We start from the raw sequence: 21,145 nt of genomic DNA, 5'->3' as shown, positions 1-21,145 counted from the left end.
CGAAGCGCATGCGCCGCAGGCGCGAGTCTCGAGCGCTAACCGGCGGCCCCTCGGGGCCGCGACTCGAGCGCGCCAGCGCTCCAACAAACACAGCCAGTGCCTCCCGGACAACCCAAACCCCGGTCACCGCGGAACATAGGTAGCCGGTCGTGGTCGAGCGGGTCAGGTCAGGAGCGAACGGTCGCCGCGCGGACGCCCTCTGCGAGCTCCGCTGTCAGCGCACGTACCGCGTCGAGACCCTCAGGCACAGCCGCGACCAGCGCCGATCCGACGATCACACCATCCGCGTAGGCCGCGATCTCGGCGGCCTGAGCACCCGAGCGCACACCGAGGCCGACGCCGATCGGGATGTCGGAGTGGGCGCGGATGCGCGAGCACAGGGCGGGGGCGGCCGAGGAGACCGCGTCGCGGGCACCGGTCACGCCCATGGTCGAGGCCGCGTAGATGAACCCGCTCGAGGCTTCGAGAGTCTTGACCAGCCGCTCTTCAGTCGAGGACGGCGCGACCAGGAAGATGCGGTCCAGGTTGTGGGTGGCCGAGGCGACAAACCAGTCGTCGGCCTCGTCGGGAATCAGGTTCGGCGTGATCATCCCGGCGCCACCGGCAGCGGCCAGGTCGCGGGCGAAGGTGTCGACGCCGTACTTGAGCACCGGGTTCCAGTAGCTCATCACCACGGCCTGACCGCCCGCGTCGGCGATCGCCTCGACGACGGAGAACACGTCGCGCACGCGCACGCCGCTGCGCAACGCCTGCTCGGCGGCGGCCTGGATGACCGGACCGTCCATCACGGGATCGGAGTAGGCGACGCCGACTTCGACGATGTCACAACCGGATTCGACGAGCGCACGGCACGCGGCGATGGAACCGGCGAGATCGGGATAACCGGCGGGCAGGTAGCCGATCAGGGCCGCCCGGCCTTCGCTACGCGCGGCGGCGAAGGTATTCGCAAGACGGGACTGCTGACTCACTGCTTGTGCTCCTCGGCGTCGTCGTCGAACAGGCCGAACCAGCGCCCCGCGGTGTCCATGTCCTTGTCACCACGACCGGACAGGTTGACCAGAATGACCGCGCCCTCGCCGAGTTCCTTACCCAGCTTCAGCGCGCCCGCCACCGCGTGCGCGGACTCGATCGCCGGGATGATGCCCTCCGAGCGCGACAGCAGCAGCAGCGCGTCCATCGCCTCGGTGTCGGTGATCGGCCGGTACTCGGCGCGACCGATGTCCTTGAGGTGGGCGTGTTCGGGGCCGACGCCTGGGTAGTCGAGACCGGCCGAGATCGAATGCGATTCGATCGTCTGGCCGTCTTCGTCCTGCAGCAGGTACGAGTAGGCGCCCTGAAACGCACCGGGCGTGCCACCGGTGAAAGTGGCTGCGTGCCTTCCGGTTTCGACGCCGTCACCGGCCGCCTCGAAACCGACCAGCCGCACACCCGTGTCCGGGATGAAGGCGTGGAAGATGCCGATGGCGTTGGAGCCACCGCCCACACAGGCCACGACGGCGTCGGGCAGCCTGCCCGCCTGGGTCGGGAGCTGGATCTGCTCACGCGCCTCGAGACCGATCACGCGCTGGAAATCGCGGACCAGCAGCGGGAACGGGTGCGGGCCCGCGGCGGTGCCGAAGCAGTAGAACGTATCGTCGGCGTTGCTGACCCAGTCGCGCAGCGCCTCGTTGATCGCGTCCTTGAGCGTCTGCGAACCGGAGGTCACCGGGATCACCTCGGCGCCGAGCAGCCGCATGCGGGCCACGTTCAGCGCCTGGCGCGCGGTGTCGACCGCGCCCATGTAGATCACGCAGTCGAGGCCGAGCAACGCGCACGCGGTCGCGGTGGCGACGCCGTGCTGGCCTGCGCCGGTTTCGGCGATGACGCGGGTCTTGCCCATCCGCTTGGCGAGCAATGCCTGGCCGAGCACATTGTTGATCTTGTGCGAGCCGGTGTGGTTGAGGTCCTCGCGCTTGAGGAAAATCCTTGCGCCACCGGCATGTTCGGCCAGCTTGGTGCATTCGAACACCGGCGACGGACGGCCGCTGTAGTCGCGCTGCAGCCGGTCGAGTTCGTCGAGGAAGCCGCGGTCGGTGCGGATCTTGTCGTATTCGGCGGTGACCTCTTCGATCACGGCCATCAGCGCCTCGGGGACGTGGCGTCCGCCGTAGACGCCGAAGTGCCCGCCCGCGTCGGGCTCGTAGTCGGAGTGCTGCGCGACGCCGGCGCTCGCCGGAGGAAGCACCGTCACCGGATGCTCCGCCGCGCCGGCTTCGGGCAGGACGGGTGCGTACCGGCGGTCACCAGTTCGGACACGGCCGAACGCGGATTACCGCTGGTCACCAGGCCTTCACCGACGAGCACGGCGTCGGCGCCCGCACCGGCGTAGGCCAGCAGGTCGGCGGTGCCGCGGATGCCGGACTCGGCCACCCGGATGACCTCCGACGGCAGACCGGGCGCGATCCGCGCGAACACATCGCGGTCGACCTCGAGGGTCTTGAGGTTGCGTGCGTTGATGCCGATCACCGTCGCACCTGCTTCGAGGGCGCGATCAGCCTCTTCCTCGGTGTGCACTTCCACCAGGGCGGTCATGCCGAGGGATTCGGTGCGGTCGATCAGCGAGGCGAGCACGTCCTGTTCGAGGGCGGCCACGATCAGCAGGATCACGTCGGCGCCGTGGGCACGGGCCTCGTGGATCTGGTACGGGCCGACGACGAAGTCCTTGCGCAGCACCGGGATGTTCACGGCGGCACGCACGGCGTCGAGATCGTCGAGCGAACCGCCGAAGCGGCGGCCCTCGGTGAGCACGCTGATGATGCGTGCGCCCCCGTCTTCGTAGGCCTTGGCCAGCACGGCGGGATCGGGGATGTCAGCGAGCGCGCCCTTGGAGGGGCTGGCACGCTTCACCTCCGCGATGACACCGATTCCGTCCTCGTGCAGCGCGGCGTGTGCGTCCAGCGGCCCCTTGACCGCGGCGGCAGCAGCTTTGATCGCTTGAAAATCGAGGAGGGCTTCGCGAGCGGCAACATCCGCTCGGACCCCGTCGAGAATCGAGTCGAGTACCGTCATCTGGCTCGAATCCTTTCTGGGGAGACGCACTTCTCGCCCGAGAGTCCCCTCGGGCGCTGTCTCACCGATGCTGGTAAAGAATAAATGGCCGCCGCGCGTGTCACTGCGGCGGGGGTGCTGCCGGTCACTTGTTGCCCTGGGCCGGACCGTGCCCGGCGCCGGGGGTATCGGTGGTGTCGGTCGGATCGGTGCCGGCGTCGAGCGCGTCCCACAGCACCCGGTCCGACAGGGGCGCGGCGGTTCCGGTCTCGGTGTGCTGCTTGCTCACCGCGGCGCTGGCGTCGGCCCGGCGGAACACCGGGTTGTCGTATTTGTCGGAGGCCGCGGCGGGTTCGCCGGTGCGGCGGGTGAGCAGGATGCCCGCGGCCAGTGCCAGGCAGGCGGCGAAGATCGACAGGATCGCCGGGAACAGGTGGGTGTCGGCGCCGCTGACCACCGCGCGCACCGGCAGTTCGGCCAGGGTGCCCGCCCGTTCGGCAGTGCGGCCCGCGCCGACGGCCAGCGCGAAGCCCGGCACCGCGGCGGCCGCGGCGACCACCGAGATCACCAGTCCGAGCAACTGCCGCAGCGCACCCTTGACCGCGAACACCGCCGCGATCGAGGCGACCAGCACCAGTGCCAAGGGTGTGAGCGCCCCGAACCACACGCCACCGTTGAGGTCATCGGTGCGCGGTTCGGTGAGCCCGTCGGCGGAGTGCACCGTCACCCACGTCATCCGCGAAGCCGCCCACAGCCCCGCTGCTGCCAGCGCGAGCAACACGACCGGAACGATCGGCTTCGCGGCCGGAGCGGGCGTCACACCCGTGGCCGCGACGGAGTCCGTGGCCGATGCGGTCACGTCGTCGCCGACGGTGGGCGCGACCGAGTCGACAGACGGGTTCGGACTATCGGCGCCCGACGGATCGACGGACGAGCCGGGGCTACCGGTGTGGTTTTCTCCCGGTGTCGCCGTCATAGATCCCCGCCTTCGTAGGTGCGCAGGGTCTGCGCGGCCGCGATCGCCTTCAGCACCGCCATGGCCTTGTTGCGGGCTTCGGTGTCCTCGGCGACGGGGTCGGAGTCGGCGACCACGCCCGCGCCTGCCTGGACGTAGGCGGTGCCGTCCTTGAGCAGGGCGGTGCGGATGGCGATGGCGGTGTCGGCGTCACCGGCGAAGTCGAGGTAGCCGACCACGCCGCCGTAGATGCCGCGCCGGGTCGGTTCGAGTTCCTCGATCAGTTCCATCGCCCGCACCTTCGGCGCACCCGACAGCGTGCCCGCCGGGAAGCAGGCGCGCACCGCGTCGAGCGCGACCTTGCCCTCGGCGAGCAGCCCGGACACCGTCGAGACCAGGTGCATCACGTGGCTGTAGCGCTCGACGTGGCGGTACTGGGTGACCTTCACCGTGCCGGGACGGCAGACGCGGCCCAGATCGTTGCGCCCGAGGTCGACGAGCATCAGGTGCTCGGCGTTCTCCTTCTCGTCGGCGAGGAGGTCTTTCTCGAGCAGGATGTCGTCCTCGGCGCTCTCACCCCGCCACCGGGTGCCCGCGATCGGATGTGTCGTCGCCACACCGTCTTTCACGGTGACCAGCGATTCGGGACTGGAGCCCACGATGGAGAACGCCGTGCCACCCTCGCCGTCGGGGATGTGCATCAGATACATGTACGGACTCGGGTTCGAGGCCCGCAGCATCCGGTACACCGCGAGCGGTGACCCGCTGTAGTCCATTTCGAAGCGCTGCGAGAGCACCACCTGGAACGCCTCGCCCGCCTCGATCTCCTTGATCAGGCGGCGCACACCCGCACCGAATTCCTCGGTGGTTCGCCTGCGCAGGAACTGCGGTTCGGGCTGGTCGAAGACCGACACCGTCGAAGGCGCGGGGGTGGCCAGCGCGGCGGTCATCTTGTCGAGCCGGGCGACGGCGTCGTCGTAGGCCTCGTCGACCCCGGCGTCGGTGCCGTCCCAGTTCACCGCATTCGCGATGAGGGTGATCGCGCCTTCGTGATGGTCGAACGCGGCCAGATCGGTGGCCAGCATCAGCACCAGCTCGGGCAGGCGCAGATCGTCGTCGGCGAGCTCGGGCAGCCGTTCGATCCGGCGCACCGCGTCGTAGCCGAGGTAGCCGACCATGCCGCCGGTGAGCGGCGGCAGACCGGGCAGGCGTTCGGTGCGCAGCAATTCGAGGGTGTCGTGCAGCACGCGCAGCGGGTCGCCGCCGGTGGGTGCGTCGGCGGGCACGGTGCCGAGCCAGGCGGCTTCACCGTCGACGACGGTCAGCGCCGACGGGCTGCCCGCGCCGATGAACGACCAGCGCGACCACGAGCGCCCGTTCTCCGCGGATTCGAACAGGAAGGTGCCCGGCCGGTCGCCCGCCAGCTTGGAATAGGCCGAGAGCGGAGTTTCGGAGTCCGCCAGCACCTTTCGGGTCACCGGGACGACCCGGTGCTCGGCGGCGAGCAGCCGGAACTGTTCGCGGGTCGTGGTGGTTGGTGTCGACGCGCCCTGCATGGGCCCATCATCCCAGGCGTGCCGCCGACGACGCGCGCGGACCCGACCCCGCGCCGAATCGGGCGGTGACCGGCATCACTACACTCGCGCGCGTTCCATGTCGCATGCGGTAATCCCTTTTCCGAGAGGAGCAATGTTGTACCCCTCGCACCAGGGCGCACAGGACGGCCGTCTGGCCGCCCCGTCGCAGCAGCACTACGGTCCCGGCCAGCTCTCCGCGACCAGCGCGCTCAATTCGTTCGTCACCTATGCCAAGGCCATCCAGGATCTGGACAAGAAGAACTTCCCCGACGAGTACGCCGGTCACAGCGACCGCATCCGCGAGCTGGAGCCCTTGCTGCGCGCGCACGGCATCCTCGACGTGATGCAGATCCGCAATCCCGACGTCGCGGCGCTGCTCGGTCAGTAGGCAGGGGAAATCCCCGTTCGCACCCGCGAGCGGGGATCTTCCGCACCAGCCGCCCGATGGTTACTGTCTGGGACATGCAGCCAGGCCAGCCCGCTCCGCAGTTCGAGCTCCCCGATCAGTCCGCCCAGCTCCGCACGCTCGACGGCTTGCTCGCCGACGGCCCGCTGGTGCTGTTCTTCTACCCCGCCGCCAACACCCCCGTGTGCACCGCCGAGGCCTGCCACTTCCGCGATCTGAGCGGTGAGTTCGCCGCGATCGGCGCCACCTGCGTCGGCATCAGCACCGACAGCACCGAGGTGCAGGCCGGTTTCGCCACCAAGCAGCGCCTCGACTACCCGGTGCTGTCGGATCGCGACGGCGCGGTGGCCGCCGCCTTCGGCGTGAAGCGTGGCCTGCTCGGCAAACTCGCCCCGGTCAAGCGGCACACCTTCGTCATCGACATCGACCGCACGATCTTGAAGATCGTCACCGGCGAACTGCGCGCGGCCGTACACGCCGACGAAGCACTGGCGTTCCTGCGCAAGCGCAGCACCACGCCCGAATAGCGCCGATCGGCGAATCGCCGGGCGGTGGATCGCCGCCCGGCGGCCCGAACGCCTTTACGCTGGACAGATGACAACCGGCGAGGTGCAGTCGAGCGGTCAGAAGTCCAAGGCCGTCATCTGGCGTAACCGGGCGATCATGGTGGTCGCCACGGTGGCGGTGCTCGTGATCGCCTATTTCATCCTGGCCTCGTTCATCCCACGCTGGTGGGCGCAGCGGCTGGCCAACACCGTGCACGGCAGTTTCAGCTCCGGCATCTGGTGGGGTCTGGTGTACGGCATCGTGTTCACCCTGGTCCCGCTGCTGCTGGTGATATTCGCGGTGCGGGTGTGGAAGCGCAAGGGCGGCAAGTTCCTCGCGGGCGCGGCGGCGATCATCGCCCTGGTCTGCGCGCTGCCCAACCTGATGACGTTGACGATCGTGCTCGGTGGCAACAATGCCGCACACGCCGGTGAACGCATTCTCGACGTCGACGCGCCCGCATTCCGCGGTGCCTGCCTGGTCGGCGCCATCATCGCGGCGCTGCTGTTCGTGCTGGTGCTAGTGCTGATGGGTAAGCGTGGACTCAACCGTCACAAGGCTGCCAAGGCCGCGGAACGTCCGGCCGAGCCCACCGCACCGCCGATGACCGGCGATCGGTAGTACTCGCCCGACCCTTCGTGGTGATGTGAGTGACCTCACGCCCGCCGCCAACTCGCGGACGCCACAGCGACGTCGTGGCAAACTCTTTGTCGTGCGCGTCCCACTCCACCATGTCCGCCGTCCGGCCGCGAGGCAGTTCCGGCGATGACCCAGTGGCTCGACCCTGTCGAACAGCGGGCATGGCAGGCGATCGTCGCGCTCATGACCCGGATTCCCGGTGCGTTGGATACCCGGCTGCAGCGCGAGTCGGGGCTCACCCATTTCGAGTTCCGGGTGCTCAGCCTGCTCTCGGAAGAGGCGGGCCATCGGCTTCAACTGAGTGATCTCGCCCACAAGGCAAATGCTTCGCTATCGCGGCTGTCGCATGTGGTGTCCAAGCTCGAACGCCTCGGCTGGGTGCGACGCGACACCACCGCGGGCAAGCGTGGGGTCTACGCCGTGCTCACCGACGCGGGATTCGAGAAGGTGATCGAGGCGGCCCCCGGCTACGTGGAGGCCGTGCGCGGCCTGGTCCTCGACGGTCTCACCGATCGACAGACCGCGCAACTGGCGGTGCTCGGGGAAGCGCTGTCGGAGCGGCTGAACCGCATCCTCACCGACGACAGCGATTAATCGGCGGTGAGCAGGACGTCGGTGTCGAAGCAGGTGTGGGTGCCGGTGTGGCACGCCGCGCCTTCCTGGTCGACGATCAGCAGCAGCGTGTCGCCGTCGCAGTCCAGGCGCACCTCGTGCACGTACTGGGTGTGTCCGGAGGTCTCGCCCTTGACCCAGTACTGCTGACGCGATCGCGAATAGTAGGTCGCCTTGCGGGTTTCCAGTGTGCGGGCCAGCGCTTCGTCGTCCATCCACGCCATCATCAGCACGTCACCGGTCGCCTTCTCCTGCGCGATCGCGGCGATCAGTCCGTCCTCGGTGCGCTTGAGGCGGGCGGCGATGGCGGGGTCGAGGCTCATGCCTCGTTTATAACAGCAGCCAGTTCGATGGCCACCAGCAGTTCGACCAGGTCGTTCACGCTGCGCACATTGCGGCCGGTGAGCTCTTGGATCCGGCCGAGCCGGTACTTGGCGGTATTGAGGTGGATGTGCAGAGTGTCGGCGGCTTCGCGCAGGTTCATGTCGGCGGCGGCGAACGCGCGAATCGTCTCGGCCAGGGTCCCGCCGCGAACACGGTCTTCGGCCAATGCGCTGCCGATGCGGGGGTCGACCAGCTGACGGGTGGTGTCGTCGGCGCGCAGGAGCAGGTATTTGAACGGCGTGAGCTGCGGCAACGCGAGCACCCCTCCCCCTTCGGGCAGGAGCTCGAGTGCGGCCTGCGCCTGTCGGTAGGCGCGCGGAATCTGGGCGACCTCGGTGACCGCGGTGCTCACGCCGACGGCGAGAGTGATGCCCTCGGCGCCCAATTCGTCCTGCAGCACGCGTAGCCGCTCACAGAGTCCGTCGGCCGTGCCACCGGTGCGCAGCGCGGGCACGGCGACGATCTGCGATCCCCGCACCACCGACAGTGTCCGCAGGCCGTTCACCGTGCATCGCGCCAGCGCCGCCGACACCAATTGCCGTGCCTCACCGAGCCTTTCGGACGACTCCTCGCTGCGATCGAGGACCACCGCGGTGACCACCACCACCGGCGTGGCACGTTCGGCCCCGATTCCGTGCGCGGTCGCCACCGACAGATGCGGACCGCTCGCGGGCAGCGCACCGTCGAGCAGCGAGTCCATCAGAGCCTGCGAGTCACGCCCGGACTCGGCGGCCACGTACTGCTGGAATTCCAGATACGCGTCGGTCGCCTGGGCGCTGATCAGGTCGGTGTAGCGCGCCAGCGGCGCCGCCAGCGACAGCACCGCCGCCTGTCCGGCTTCGGAATCACCCGCGTGCGCGAGCAACGTCTTCCAGATGGCGCGCTGGCCGAGCCGGAACGCGGCGATGTAGTCGACCAGCGGCAGCCCGGTGCGGGCGCGTCGGGCCGCCGCCTGCCGGGCGTAGGCGACATCGGCCGGACAGACACGTCGACGCTCGAGCAGCGCGCCGAGCCCCGTGCGGCTGAGCCGGGCGAGCTGATCGTGCACATCGTCGAGCACGCCGGGGCCCGCGGTGGCGTACCCGGGCAGCTGGTCGCGGATCTTGGCCATCACGTCGTCGGCGATCGCGTCCGCGTGCTCGTAGGCGCAGCCCGCTATCCGCCGACGCTCGGCCTGCACCTGCTCAGACTCGGTCGAAACGGATAAACGTGATCCAGCTGACATAGCCCGGGAGTGTGCATGGGTGTGCTCACAGTGTCAACCAGCTCACACTGTCCGCAGCGGACGATCTCGGTCGAAAAAGTTGGTCCGCAACGTCCGATGTGACTCCTGACCAGCCAATTCAATATTGACGCCATGCTCGAGATAACCAACCTGACGGTGCGCTTCGGCGGCATCACCGCGTTGCAGGACGTCGGGTTCACGGTCGCTCCCGGCGAGATGGTCGGCCTGATCGGACCCAACGGCGCGGGAAAGACCACGCTGTTCAACTGCATGACCCGGCGCAATCGCCCGACCTCGGGCACCATGCGCTACCTCGATACCGACCTGGGCAGTGTGCGCCCCGACGCCCTGGCCGGCCTCGGCATCGCGCGCACGTTCCAGAACCTGGGCCTGTTCCAGCGGCTGTCGGTGCGCGACAACGTCCTCATCGGTGCCCACCACCGGGCCTGCGCGGGATTCGTGTCCGCGGGACTGCGGCTGCCGAAGGTCCGCCGGGAGGAAAAGCTGCTGCGCGCCGAGGCCGACGAACTGCTCGAACGCCTCGACCTGACCGCGGTCGCCGACCACCCCGCCGCGGGCCTGCCGTTCGGCACTCTCAAGCGCATCGAACTGGCGAGGGCGCTGGCGGTGCGGCCGAAACTGCTGCTGCTCGACGAGCCGGTCAACGGCCTGAGCCACGGTGAGGTCGACGAGTTCGCGCAGCGGCTGCGCGCCCTGCAGGCGGACCTGCAACTGACCGTGATCGTGGTCGAACACCACATGGGCTTCGTGATGGGCACCTGCGATCGGGTGATCTGCCTCGAGTTCGGCCAGGTCATCGCCGAGGGCAAACCCGAAGCGGTGCAGCAGAATCCGGCCGTCATCCGTGCGTATCTAGGAGCTTCGGCATGAGCGAGTTCTTGAAGATCACCGACCTGCACGCGGGTTACGGTGCGGCGAAAGTCCTGCACGGCGTGACCTTTTCGGTCCAGCAGGGCACGGTGTGCGCGATCCTCGGCCCCAACGGCGCGGGCAAGACCACCCTGCTGCGCGCCCTGTCCGGAATGATCAAAGTTCGCGGCAGCCTCACGCTGGACGGCGACGAGGTTTCCGGTCGCGCACCGGAATCCATGGCGCGCTTGGGAATTGCGCACGTCCCCGAGGGTCGTGGCACCTTCGCCCCGCTCACCGTCGAAGAGAACCTGCGCCTCGGCGCCTACACCCGACGTGACCGCGCAGCTGTCGAATCCGACCTGAATCGCGTCTACGACTACTTCCCGATCCTGCGCGACAAACAGCGCGACGCCGCAGGCGGCCTGTCCGGCGGTCAGCAGCAGATGGTGGCCATCGGCCGGGCGCTGATGCTGCGCCCCCGCCTGTTGCTGCTCGATGAGCCTTCGCTGGGTTTGTCGCCGCTGGTCACCCAGGAGCTGTTCGGGCTCGTTCGCACCATCAACGAAGAGGAACGCACCACGGTGATCGTCGTCGAACAGAACGCCCACCTGGCCCTGAGTGTGGCCCAGCAGGCGCATGTCCTGGAAACCGGGCGCATCGTCTTGTCGGGCACCGCCGAGCAGATCAGGGCCGATGAGCAGGTCACCCGCTCCTACCTGGGAATTCAGGTGAAGCCGTGATCGAATTCCTGCAGCAACTCGTCGAAGGCCTTTCGGCGGGCGCCATCTACGCCGGCCTCGCGCTGGCCCTCGTCCTGATCTACCGGTTCACCGGGATCGTCAACTTCGCCCAGGGTGAGCTGGCCATGTTCTCGGCGTTCCTGGCCTGGCAGCTCAGCCAGCTCATGCCCTTCTGGGCGGCACTGCCGCTGACGCTGATCATCTCCTTCATCGGGGGCATGCTGATCGAACGGGTGGTCATCCGCCCGGTCGAGGGCGCACCCGAGATCACCCTGGTGATCGTCACCATCGGGCTGTTCTTCACCATCAACGCCATCGCGGGCTGGATCTGGTCGTATCAGACCAAGTCGTTCCCGAATCCCTTCCCCGAGGGCGCATTACGCGGCGGCGGCCTGAGCGTCGGCTACGGCAGCCTCGGCATCCTGCTGGTGGTGGCCCTGGTGATGGCGCTGCTGTATCTGCTGTTCCGGTTCACCAGGATCGGTTTGGCGATGCGCGCGGTGGCGTGTAATCCGCAGTCGGCCAAGCTCGTCGGCATCCGGGTCGGCACCGTGCTTGCGCTCGGGTGGGGCCTGGCCTCGCTGGTCGGAGCCGTCTCGGGCGTGCTGTCGGCGCCGCTGCTGTTCCTCGAACCCAACATGATGGGCGGGGTCATGATCTACGCCTTCGCCGCGGCGACCCTCGGCGGATTCGACTCCCCCGGCGGCGCGGTGGCGGGCGGTCTGATCGTCGGCGTCGCCGAAACCCTCACCGGTGCTTACGTCGACGCGATCGGCACCGAACTCAAGATCGGTGTGCCGCTGGTGATCATCCTGGGCGTGCTGTTGCTGCGCCCGCAAGGTCTCTTCGGACACGCGGCGGTGGAACGAGTATGAGCGAGTTGAACATTGCGACACCGGTAGCGACTTCCGCCGCCCCCCAGGCGAAATCGACCGCCGATCGACTGCGCACCCTGCGCTGGCCGGCGATCGCGACGAGCGTGCTGCTGCTGGTGGCCTGCGTCGCCCCCTTCCAGCTGGTGCCCTTCCACACCTTCCAACTGGCGATGGCAATGATCTACGCGGTCGCGCTGCTGGGTTTGAACCTCCTCGTCGGCCACACCGGCCAGATATCACTGGGCCACGGCGCCTTCTTCGCGATCGGCGCCTACACCGCCGCGATCGCGATAGAGCAGTGGGACCTCCCGTATTTCGCGACGATCCCGATCGCCGCAGCCATCACCTTCGTGCTGGGCTATGCCCTCGGCGTGCCCGCCCTGCGCTTGCGCGGGCTGTACCTGGCGCTGGTCACCCTGTCCATCGCGATCTTCCTGGTCCCCTTGCTCAAGCACTTCGACGGCCTCACCGGCGGTTCGATGGGCCTCACGGTCGACAAGCCGCAACCGCCCGCGTGGACCGGCCTTGCCGAAGACCAGTGGCTGTACTTCCTCGCCCTGATCACCGCCGTGCTCAGCTTCGTCCTCGTGGTCGGGATGCTGCGCTCCCGGGTCGGTCGCGCCCTGCACGCAGTGCGCGACAACGAGACCGCCGCGGAAGTGCTCGGGGTGAACCTGGCCCACTACAAGACCCTCGCTTTCGCCTGGGGCGCGCTGCTGGCCGGGATCGCGGGCTGCGTCTACACCTGGGTGATCGCCTACGTCTCGCCGGATTCCTTCGCGGTGGCGCTGTCGATCACGCTGCTGGCCGCCCTGGTCGTCGGCGGACTCGGGACCACCTGGGGGCCGGTGATCGGCGGACTGTTCGTGATGTTCGTGCCGAGCTTCGCCCAGGACGTCAACCAGGCCGCCCCCGGCGTCATTTTCGGACTGCTGATCATCGCGGTCATGTACCTCGCGCCCAAGGGACTGGCCGGCCTGGCCACCCAGTGGACGCAGTGGCTCGGACAACGTGTCCGGAAAGGGAAATCTCATGCGCAGTAAGGCAATTCGCACCATCGGGATGACGGCGGCAATGCTCGCGACGCTCACCGCCTGTGGTGGTCGTGGCGAGGAAGCCGACTCCGTCGGTCAGGGTGACTGCAAGGGTCAACAGACCACCGGCATCACCGACACCTCCATCAAACTCGGTGGGGCCTACCCGCTTTCGGGTCCGGCCTCGGCGTACGCGGAGATCCCCAAGGGGGCCAAGGCCTACTTCGACTACCTCAACGCCGAGAAGGGCGGCATCGACGGCCGCAAGGTCGAGTACCTGGTGCGCGACGACGGCTACCAGCCGCCCAAGACCATCGAGGAGACGCGCCGACTCGTCGAACAGGATCAGGTGTTCGCCATCTTCCAAACCCTCGGCACGGCAACGTCATCGGCGGTGTGGGACTACCTCGGCCAGCGCAAGGTCCCGCAGATCTTCGTCGCCACCGGCGCCAACAAGTTCGGCGCCGACCCCGAGAAGAACCCGTGGACCATCGGCTGGCAGCCCAGCTACCACACCGAGGCCACCGCGTACGCGCAGTATGTGAAGAAGTTCAAGCCCGACGCGACCGTGTCGGTGCTCTACCAGAACGACGACTTCGGCAAGGACCTGCTCACCGCGTTCACCGCGGGCATCGCGGGCAGCGGCGTGAAGGTGATCGCCGAGCAGAGCTACGAGGTCACCGACCCCACCGTCGACGCGCAGGTCCGCAACCTGGCTAACTCCAAAGCCGATGTGTTCCTGAACTTCTCGACCCCGAAGTTCGCCCTGCAGGCCTTGGCCGCCGACGTGCGCAACATCGACTGGAACCCCAAGCACGTGCTGGCCCAGGTGTCCAACACCACCACCAATATGAAGCCGATCGGCTTCCCGAACGTGCAGGGCGTGGTGAGCGCGTCCTTCCTGAAGGATCCGGGCGACAGCCGCTGGACCGCCGACGCCGGCATGCAGACCTTCAAGAGCAAGGTCACCCAGTACGCGCCGGGCGCCGACACCGGCAACAACCATCTCATGACCGGTTGGGCGATGGCCGAGAGCTTCGCCAAGACCATGGACGCGGCGAAGTGCCCGACCCGCGAAGGGCTGCGCGACGCGATGCGCTCGCTCGACAACGTGGCCGTCGACCTGATGCTGCCCGGTATCTCGATGAAAACCGATGCCGCCGACGGCTTTCCGCTGGAAGCGGTCTCCATGATGACCTTCGCCGGTGAGCACTGGTCGGTCAGCGACGAGGTCATTTCCACCCCGGGCAAGTAGCTCGCGCCCCCAGATGTAGTAACCCCCGATCGATGAGGATCACAGATGAGAATGACCACCACGCTCACCACCGCCGCGTTGACGGCGCTGGCCCTGTGCGCGAGCACGGGCACCAGCACCGCCGATCCGGCGCCAGCGCAGACCGAGGTCCGTTACGAGGTCAGCAGGCAGGGTGACTCGGCGGTGCTGACCACCGACGGCAAGCTGACCGTCGTCGACGGCCAGCTCGTGCTCACCACCGGGGCCGACACCCCGGTGGCGGCACTGCCGCTGACCTACCGCATGGACGACAAGGTGTTCCCGATCGCCGCCAGCATCGACGGCGGCAAGGCGACCCTGACCCCGTCCAAGGAGGGTGGCGCACCGGTCGCTCCGGCGACCGACGTGATCACTCAGGACGCGGCCGCCCAGCAGATCGCGGAGTCGTTCACCCCGCGTGACCAGACCGCGCTCGGTGTGCTCAGCCAGCGGCTCGGCATCGGTGGCGCCGTGGCCGCGATCGTGGGCGCGGTGGTCGGTGGCGGCATCGGCTGTCTGGTCGGCGGTGCCGCTGGTGCGGCGATCGCCAGCCCGGTGATCGTGCTGCTGGTGCCGTGGGTCGGCGCGACCGTGGCCGGTTGCGTGCTCGGCGCGGCCACCCTCGGTGCGGTGGGCACGATGATCGGTCTGGTCACCGTCGGCGGCCCCCTCGCCTTGTTCTCGGCCTACCAGTACTTCTCCACCATCACGGCCCCGTGCCCGGCCGAGCTCGGCGCCTACTGCAAGGACCCGGCGGTTCCCACTCCGCCGAAGTAGTCTCCACCGCCGTCTCCGCCGGCCCGCCCGATCACCTTCTTCGGGCGGGCCGGCTCGTGGCCGTTGTCGGCCGGTAAGGAATCCCCCATGCGCAGAACCGTTTTCGACGGCGAACACCGCACGTTCCGCGCGACGATGCGCGCGTTCATCGACGCCGAAGTCGTGCCGAGCTTCAGCAAGTGGAACGACGACGGACTGGTGCCGCGCGAATTCTATTACCGGCTCGGCGAACTCGGCATCCTCGGCTTGGAAGTGCCCGTCGAACACGGCGGTCGCGGTCTCGATTCGTTCCGGCATCAGGCGGTGGTCGCCGAGGAGATCGCCCGCGCGGCCGTCTCTTTCGGCAGTGCGAGCGCCCATGTGTCCCGCTGTCTGCCGCTGATCGACGACCTGGCGACCACCGAACAGCGGCGGCGCTGGCTGCCCGGATCCGTCACCGGCGAAACGATGTTCGCGCTCGCGGTCGCCGAACCGGGCACCGGCGCCGAACCGTCGGACATGCGGACCACCGCGCCGCTGTCGCTCGACGGCACCGAATACCTGCTCAACGGTTCGAAGACCTTCGTCACCGGCGGCGTGCACGCCGACCGCGTGATCGTGTGCGCGCGCACCGCTGCCCCGAACACCGAAGACCCGACCTACGGCCTGTCCCTGCTGGTCGTCGACGCCACCGCACCCGGCTACCGGGTCGGCCGCGCCCTCGACACCCTCGGTCGAAAGCTTTCCGGCACAGCCGAACTCACCTTCACCGACGTCCGAGTTCCGGTCACCGACCGTCTCGGCGACGCGCATCGCGCCGACACCCATCTCGCCGCACAACTGCCTCGCGAACGCCTGTCCATCGCCGTCGGCGCCCACGCCCAGGCCAGAGCCGCCGTCCGCTTCGCCCACCGTTTCACCACCGAACGCACGGCATCGACGGCGAGCTTCCAGAACACCAAGTTCGAATTGGCCGCCTGCCGAACCGAAGTCGACGCCATCGAAGCGGTAGTCGACCGAGCCCTCACCGCCCACGACCACGGCGACCTCGCTCCCGCCGACGCAGCATCGGCCAAACTCTTCTGCACCGAATCAGCAGGCCGGGTGATCGACCGCTGCCTCCAATTACACGGCGGCATAGGCTATCTCGCCGACTCCCCCATCGCCCGCCTCTACGCCGACCACCGAATCGACCGCATCATGGGCGGCACCAGCGAGGTCCTGCGCACGATCATCGCCGCCGACATGGGGTTGTGAGATCGGGTAACGATTCGACAGTCCACACGGCCGCTGCCTACTATCGCGGCGTTCGCAGTTCTGATGGAGGGGGATTTTCATGCATCCGCAACAGCCATACCAGCCGGGCCACCCGCAACCGGCCTACCAGCCCGGCTACCCGCAACAGGCTTACCAACCCGGCTACCCGCAACAGGCGTATCAGCCCGGCTATCCGCCGCAGGCGAATCACCCTGGTGCGCAACCCGTTCACCCACAACAGCCCGGCTATCCGCCGCAGGCGAATCTGCCTGGCGCGCAGCCGGTTCACCCGCAACAGCCGTACCAGCCCGGCTATCCGGAACAGGCGAATCTGCCGGGTCACCCGCAGCAGTTCGGGTCAGGTCAGCAGGCAGATGGGTCGATCGAGGTCACCTATGTCTGTGACGACAAGACCGCTCGCCGCCTGAGCCGCGGCGCCGCCTGGGTCAACTGGCTGCTGCCCGCCAAGCTGGGGATACTGTTCGCGATTCCCGCGTTCCTGCTCGCGCGCGGAACCATCTCGCTGGTGAGCAATGGCGGCGATGCCGAATTCGGCGAGATGATGGGCGCGTTCTTCATCGTGCTCGGCTTCGAGTTCGCATGCGTCGTGCTGATCACCGGTTGGCAGCTGGTCCGAGTCAGCCCGAAATTCACCGCCGTGGCCGGACCCGGACACCGGATCACCGCGCGCTACACCCACGACACGATGCATCTGCAGCAGACCAGCGGAGCAGTCGCCAACCGCTATGCCGACATCAAACGGGTCAAGGCCCTCGGCGACGTAGTGTTCCTGCAGCCCAACGGAACTCAGGGCTTCATGCTGCCCTGCGAGGTGGTGCCCGACGCCGCGCTCACCCGGCTGCGGGGCGGTCGGGCCTGAGCTGATGTCAGCGGACGGTGATGCCGTCCGCTCGCATCGCGTCCTTCACCTGGCCGATGGTGAGGTCGCCGAAGTGGAAGACGCTGGCGGCCAGCACCGCGTCGGCGCCGGCCTGGACGGCGGGCGGGAAGTGCTCGACCGCGCCCGCGCCGCCGCTGGCGATCACCGGGACCCGCACCGCGGCGCGGACCGCGGTGATCATCGGCAGGTCGAAACCAGCTTTGGTGCCGTCGGCGTCCATCGAGTTCAGCAGGATCTCGCCCACGCCCAGCTCGGCGCCGCGGATGGCCCATTCGACGGCGTCGATGCCGGTGCCGCGCTTGCCGCCGTGGGTGGTGACCTCCCAGCCGGAGGGGGTGTCGGGCTGGCCGTCGGGCACGGTGCGCGCGTCGACCGAGAGCACGATGCACTGGGCGCCGAAGCGCTGCGACATCTCGAAGAGCACTTCGGGGCGGGCGATGGCGGCGGTGTTCACCGATACCTTGTCAGCGCCCGCGCGCAGCAACCGGTCGACGTCTTCGACCGTGCGCACGCCGCCGCCGACGGTGAGCGGGATGAAAATCTGTTCGGCGGTGCGGGTCACCACGTCGAGCATGGTGGCGCGGTCGCCGGTGGAGGCGGTGACGTCGAGGAAGGTGAGTTCGTCGGCGCCCTGGGCGTCGTAGGTCGCGGCCAGTTCCACCGGGTCGCCCGCGTCGCGCAGGTTCTGGAAGTTGACGCCCTTGACCACGCGGCCCGCGTCGACGTCCAGGCACGGGATCACGCGGACCGCCAAGGTGCTCGGCGCGGTGATGCTCATGATGATGTCCCTCGTTCTTCTTCGCTGACGGTGCAGATCATTTCGAGCAGTTCCTGGTGTACGCCCGGTGCGGCGGCCAGCACCGACCCCGAGGTGATCGTCCACGGCGCGCCGGCCAGGTCGGTGACCACGCCACCCGCGGCGCGCACCAGCGCGACCCCGGCCGCGTTGTCCCACGGATGGTGCCCGAACACGACCGCACCACCGAGCGCACCGGATGCGGTGAACGCCAGGTCGATACCGGTCGCGCCGTGCATACGCACCCGCGAGGACAGCCTGCTCAGCGCACCGAGCAGGTCGAAGCGGAACTGACCGGGGATGCGGCCCGCCGAGTCGAGGTTGAAGGCGCCGAACCCGATCATCGAGTCGGACAGTTTGGCCGGTTCCAGCGGCGGCAGCGCCATCCCGTCGAGATACACCGGCCCGCCGGACACCGCCGCATAGCGACGCCCGAGCATGGGCAGCCAGGTCAGTCCGATCACCGGCTCACCCTCGTGCACCAACGCCAGCAGGGTGCCCGACATGGGATGGCCCGAGGAGTAATTGAAGGTGCCGTCGATCGGATCGAGTACCCAGGCCGTGCCCGAAGTCAGTGCGGGCCCGCCGAATTCCTCGCCGTGCACCGCGATCCCGGTGCGCTGCTGCAGCTCGGCAGAGATGGTGCGTTCGAGCCCGAGGTCGAGTTCGGTGGCGAAGTCGTTGCGGCCCTTGGTGACTGCGCTCGGCGCACCGAGTCCTTCGACGAACCGCGGCACCACCCCGTCCAGGATCTGGGTGGCGACGGCCAGCAGGTCGGTCAGTTCGGCGGTGCTCAGCGCGGCAGTCATCGGCGGCGTCAGCGCACCGCGGCCAGGGCTTCGGGCAGCGTGAACCGGCCCGCGTACAGCGCCTTACCGATGATCGCGCCCTCCACACCGTCCTCGGTCAGTCCCGCGATGGCGACGAGGTCGTCGAGCACCGAGATCCCGCCGGACGCGATCACGGGCGCCTCGGCGGCATTGGCGACATCGCTGAGCAGCTCGAGGTTGGGCCCGGTCAGCGTGCCGTCCTTGGAGACGTCGGTGACGACATAGCGCGAACAACCGTCGCGCTCGAGCCGTTCGAGCACCTCCCACAGGTCACCGCCGTCGGTCACCCACCCGCGCCCGCGCAACCGCCACTGCCCATCGATCTGCTTCACGTCGAGCCCGACCGCGATCCGGTCCCCGTACTCCCCGAGCACCCGCGCACACCACTGCGGATCCTCGATCGCCGCGGTCCCGATGTTCACCCGAGCACACCCGGTGGCCAGCGCCGCCTTCAACGAATCGTCGTCGCGAATCCCACCGGACAACTCGACCTTCACATCGAGCTCCCCGACGACCTGCGCGATCAGGTCCCGATTACTCCCCTTACCGAACGCCGCATCCAGATCCACCAGATGCACCCATTCGGCCCCCGCCTGCTGCCACGCCAACGCCGCGTCCCGAGGCGACCCATAGCTCGTTTCGCTACCGGCCTCCCCTTGCACAAGGCGCACGGCCTCACCATTGGCGACATCGACAGCGGGCAACAACACAAGACTCACGCCGACCAGACTAGTAGGTCTGCCCCGGCGTCTCCGCAACGCCTCTACCGCCGCGCCGTGTCGATGCGCGTGCGCCCGCCCGGCCGTGACATGGCCGGACGGGCGTGCCCGCGTCAGTGTCCCGCCGACACCTGACGCTCGTCGACGACGGCAGTGTTCGCGCGCCGGGTCAGCAGCAACAGCAGCGCCGTGAGCAGACCGACCGCGGCGAAGATCGCCGTGGCGGCGAACCCCGCCTGGAACCCGTCGGTGCGATCGGCGACGCCGGGACCTGGCGTGAAGGCGAAGGCCACTGAGGAAGCGACGGCGATACCGAGCGCGGCGCCGATCTGGAACACAGCGTTGTTGATGCCGGAGACCAGCCCCGATTCCTCCGGCCGCGCGCCGGTCAGCGACGCGATCGAGGCGGCGACATTGGTGGTGCCGATCCCCGAACCGAAGATCACCAACCCGAAGAACAGATCACTCCAGTAGCCGCCGTCCGCGTCGATCTGGGTGAGCAGCAACAGCCCACCGAACAGCAGCGCCATGCCGATGATGGCAACCGGCTGGTACCCGATCCGAGCGACCAACCGCGCACTCACATTGGCGCCGATGATCGACATGATCGCGTACACCGCCGTGCTCAACCCGAACTTCACCGCGCTGTAGCCGAGCACCTGCTGGGCGTAGAGAGAAGTGATCAGCGCGCCGCCGTACACGGTCATCGCCACGATGATCATCAGCACATTGCCGCCGACCACGCTCGGCGAGCGGAAGATCCGCAACGGCACCAGCGGATCGGCCGAACGCGCCTCGATCAGGGTGAACAGCACCAGCAGCACCGCCGCGGCGACGAGCATGCCGATCGTGCGCCCGCTCCCCCAGCCGACCAGCGGCGCTTCCGACACCGCGTACACCAGTGCGCCGATGGCGGCGGTGATCGTGACCGCGCCTGCGGGGTCGAACCGGCGCTTACCTGCCCGCACCGGAGTCCGAACCAGCAGCCCTGGTCCGAACAGCAGCACAACGGCCACCACCGGGACGTTGATGAAGAAGATCCATTCCCAGCCGAGCCCGTCGGTGATCGGACCACCGATCAACAGCGCGGCAGTGGCGCCGAACGCACCGACACCGGTCCAGATGCCCAGTGCCTTGTTGCGTTCGGGCCCTTCGGCGAAGCTGTGCATCAGCACGGCCATGGCGGTCGGTGTCATCACCGCGGCGGCGACGCCCTGCAGCACACGAGCGGTGATGAGCACCTCGTCGGACCAGGCCAGCCCGCACAGCACCGAGGCGACGCCGAACAGCGCGGTCCCGATCAGGAACATCCGGCGCCCGCCGAGCAGGTCGGCGGTGCGCCCACCGAACATGAGCAGACCGCCGAAGGCCAGCAGATACGCGCTCATCACCCACTGCACACCGCCCGGCGCGAAGCCGAGTTCGGTTTCGATCGCGGGCATGGCCAGCATCACGATCTGCGAATCGACGATGACCATGAAGAACGCGGCCACCAGCAGGGCAAGCGCCCGCCATCGCCGTGGATCGGGCACCGCCTCCGTGGGTGGGGTGAGCAGAGTCGTCGGACGAGACATGATGGTTTTCCTCACTCTTGCCTTCCTCCGCGCAGCACGAATCAGCCGTCTGGACACGGCCACACTGCGGGAGGGTTGATGCCGAGCCCCCGTCTGGGGCGGGCACTTTCGAGTCTGTCCGCGCGGGCGCGAGCGAACAACGGCAA

General features: G+C 68.4%; 23 protein-coding genes. 12 read left to right on the top strand and 11 right to left on the bottom strand.

Annotated features, from left to right (window positions below):
• Positions 1 to 167: 167 nt before the first annotated feature.
• The 5 genes from trpA to ACFW6D_RS27080 all read right to left on the bottom strand — a co-directional run bounded on the left by trpA (position 168) and on the right by ACFW6D_RS27080 (position 5,538).
• Entirely contained in the window at positions 168 to 968 is an 801-nt protein-coding gene (gene trpA / locus ACFW6D_RS27100) for a tryptophan synthase subunit alpha (protein ID WP_379332668.1), read from the bottom strand.
• The gene (trpB, locus tag ACFW6D_RS27095; protein WP_379332666.1) at positions 965 to 2,230 is read right to left on the bottom strand and encodes a tryptophan synthase subunit beta; all 1,266 of its coding nucleotides are present in this window, start codon (positions 2,228 to 2,230) and stop codon (positions 965 to 967) included. Before trpB ends, trpA begins: the two co-directional genes overlap by 4 nt.
• A complete protein-coding gene (gene trpC, locus ACFW6D_RS27090) occupies positions 2,227 to 3,048 on the bottom strand; it encodes an indole-3-glycerol phosphate synthase TrpC (protein ID WP_056824640.1) in 822 nt (273 codons plus the stop codon). The genes trpB and trpC overlap by 4 nt, the downstream gene beginning before the upstream one ends.
• Before the next feature lie 124 nt (positions 3,049 to 3,172).
• Complete coding sequence (locus ACFW6D_RS27085) at positions 3,173 to 4,003, bottom strand: TIGR02234 family membrane protein (protein WP_379332664.1); 831 nt, start codon at positions 4,001 to 4,003, stop codon at positions 3,173 to 3,175.
• Entirely contained in the window at positions 4,000 to 5,538 is a 1,539-nt protein-coding gene (locus ACFW6D_RS27080; RefSeq protein ID WP_379332662.1) for an anthranilate synthase component I, read from the bottom strand. The genes ACFW6D_RS27085 and ACFW6D_RS27080 overlap by 4 nt, the downstream gene beginning before the upstream one ends.
• Before the next feature lie 133 nt (positions 5,539 to 5,671).
• On the opposite strand from ACFW6D_RS27080, the gene ACFW6D_RS27075 reads away from it, so the two are divergent.
• From ACFW6D_RS27075 to ACFW6D_RS27060, 4 genes are all read left to right on the top strand, one after another.
• Positions 5,672 to 5,947 carry a hypothetical protein gene (locus tag ACFW6D_RS27075; protein WP_379332660.1) on the top strand — a complete coding sequence of 92 codons (276 nt, stop codon included), beginning with the start codon at positions 5,672 to 5,674 and terminating at the stop codon, positions 5,945 to 5,947.
• Between the two features lie 74 nt (positions 5,948 to 6,021).
• Positions 6,022 to 6,492 (top strand): peroxiredoxin, encoded by a 471-nt coding sequence (locus tag ACFW6D_RS27070; protein WP_379332658.1) that lies wholly within the window; start codon positions 6,022 to 6,024, stop codon positions 6,490 to 6,492.
• A gap of 67 nt (positions 6,493 to 6,559) precedes the next feature.
• Entirely contained in the window at positions 6,560 to 7,132 is a 573-nt protein-coding gene (locus tag ACFW6D_RS27065; RefSeq protein ID WP_379332656.1) for a permease, read from the top strand.
• Positions 7,133 to 7,276: 144 nt separating this feature from the next.
• Positions 7,277 to 7,744 (top strand): MarR family winged helix-turn-helix transcriptional regulator, encoded by a 468-nt coding sequence (locus ACFW6D_RS27060; protein ID WP_379332654.1) that lies wholly within the window; start codon positions 7,277 to 7,279, stop codon positions 7,742 to 7,744.
• Here ACFW6D_RS27060 and hisI read toward each other — a convergent pair.
• Positions 7,741 to 8,085 (bottom strand): phosphoribosyl-AMP cyclohydrolase, encoded by a 345-nt coding sequence (hisI, locus tag ACFW6D_RS27055; RefSeq protein ID WP_379332652.1) that lies wholly within the window; start codon positions 8,083 to 8,085, stop codon positions 7,741 to 7,743. The two genes, ACFW6D_RS27060 and hisI, sit on opposite strands and share 4 nt — an antisense overlap.
• Positions 8,082 to 9,326, bottom strand: a complete 1,245-nt coding sequence (locus ACFW6D_RS27050) for a PucR family transcriptional regulator (protein WP_379332650.1) — start codon at positions 9,324 to 9,326, stop codon at positions 8,082 to 8,084. The genes hisI and ACFW6D_RS27050 overlap by 4 nt, the downstream gene beginning before the upstream one ends.
• Positions 9,327 to 9,503: 177 nt before the next feature.
• Between ACFW6D_RS27050 and ACFW6D_RS27045 the strand changes: the two genes are divergently transcribed.
• The 8 genes from ACFW6D_RS27045 (at position 9,504) to ACFW6D_RS27010 (ending at position 17,059) form a co-directional block, all read left to right on the top strand.
• On the top strand, positions 9,504 to 10,262 hold the full coding sequence (locus ACFW6D_RS27045; RefSeq protein ID WP_379332648.1) for an ABC transporter ATP-binding protein: 759 nt from the start codon (positions 9,504 to 9,506) through the stop codon (positions 10,260 to 10,262).
• Positions 10,259 to 10,984: an ABC transporter ATP-binding protein gene (locus ACFW6D_RS27040; protein WP_379332646.1), complete on the top strand. Its 726-nt coding sequence runs from the start codon at positions 10,259 to 10,261 to the stop codon at positions 10,982 to 10,984. Before ACFW6D_RS27045 ends, ACFW6D_RS27040 begins: the two co-directional genes overlap by 4 nt.
• The gene (locus ACFW6D_RS27035) at positions 10,981 to 11,859 is read left to right on the top strand and encodes a branched-chain amino acid ABC transporter permease (RefSeq protein ID WP_379332644.1); all 879 of its coding nucleotides are present in this window, start codon (positions 10,981 to 10,983) and stop codon (positions 11,857 to 11,859) included. Before ACFW6D_RS27040 ends, ACFW6D_RS27035 begins: the two co-directional genes overlap by 4 nt.
• Positions 11,856 to 12,902, top strand: coding sequence for a branched-chain amino acid ABC transporter permease (locus ACFW6D_RS27030; RefSeq protein WP_379332642.1), 1,047 nt, complete (start codon positions 11,856 to 11,858; stop codon positions 12,900 to 12,902). The genes ACFW6D_RS27035 and ACFW6D_RS27030 overlap by 4 nt, the downstream gene beginning before the upstream one ends.
• The gene (locus ACFW6D_RS27025; protein WP_379332640.1) at positions 12,892 to 14,148 is read left to right on the top strand and encodes an ABC transporter substrate-binding protein; all 1,257 of its coding nucleotides are present in this window, start codon (positions 12,892 to 12,894) and stop codon (positions 14,146 to 14,148) included. Before ACFW6D_RS27030 ends, ACFW6D_RS27025 begins: the two co-directional genes overlap by 11 nt.
• A 45-nt stretch (positions 14,149 to 14,193) precedes the next feature.
• Entirely contained in the window at positions 14,194 to 14,943 is a 750-nt protein-coding gene (locus tag ACFW6D_RS27020) for a hypothetical protein (protein WP_379235127.1), read from the top strand.
• A gap of 87 nt (positions 14,944 to 15,030) precedes the next feature.
• Positions 15,031 to 16,179: an acyl-CoA dehydrogenase family protein gene (locus ACFW6D_RS27015; protein ID WP_379332638.1), complete on the top strand. Its 1,149-nt coding sequence runs from the start codon at positions 15,031 to 15,033 to the stop codon at positions 16,177 to 16,179.
• A 79-nt stretch (positions 16,180 to 16,258) separates the two neighbouring features.
• Positions 16,259 to 17,059, top strand: coding sequence for a hypothetical protein (locus tag ACFW6D_RS27010; protein ID WP_379332636.1), 801 nt, complete (start codon positions 16,259 to 16,261; stop codon positions 17,057 to 17,059).
• 7 nt (positions 17,060 to 17,066) lie between these two features.
• Here the strand turns inward: ACFW6D_RS27010 and hisF are convergent, their stop codons facing one another.
• The 4 genes from hisF to ACFW6D_RS26990 form a co-directional block, all read right to left on the bottom strand.
• Positions 17,067 to 17,858, bottom strand: coding sequence for an imidazole glycerol phosphate synthase subunit HisF (gene hisF / locus ACFW6D_RS27005; protein WP_379235121.1), 792 nt, complete (start codon positions 17,856 to 17,858; stop codon positions 17,067 to 17,069).
• Entirely contained in the window at positions 17,855 to 18,685 is an 831-nt protein-coding gene (locus tag ACFW6D_RS27000; RefSeq protein WP_379332634.1) for an inositol monophosphatase family protein, read from the bottom strand. The genes hisF and ACFW6D_RS27000 overlap by 4 nt, the downstream gene beginning before the upstream one ends.
• A gap of 8 nt (positions 18,686 to 18,693) precedes the next feature.
• Positions 18,694 to 19,425 (bottom strand): bifunctional 1-(5-phosphoribosyl)-5-((5-phosphoribosylamino)methylideneamino)imidazole-4-carboxamide isomerase/phosphoribosylanthranilate isomerase PriA, encoded by a 732-nt coding sequence (gene priA / locus ACFW6D_RS26995; RefSeq protein WP_379332632.1) that lies wholly within the window; start codon positions 19,423 to 19,425, stop codon positions 18,694 to 18,696.
• Between the two features lie 113 nt (positions 19,426 to 19,538).
• Entirely contained in the window at positions 19,539 to 20,999 is a 1,461-nt protein-coding gene (locus ACFW6D_RS26990) for an MFS transporter (RefSeq protein ID WP_379332630.1), read from the bottom strand.
• Positions 21,000 to 21,145: the final 146 nt, after the last annotated feature.

Source organism: Nocardia sp. NPDC058705, from assembly GCF_042749305.1.
Classification (GTDB): Bacteria; Actinomycetota; Actinomycetes; order Mycobacteriales; family Mycobacteriaceae; genus Nocardia.
Note: the sequence above shows the minus strand (reverse complement) of the source record. Positions and strands in the feature narration are given on the sequence as shown.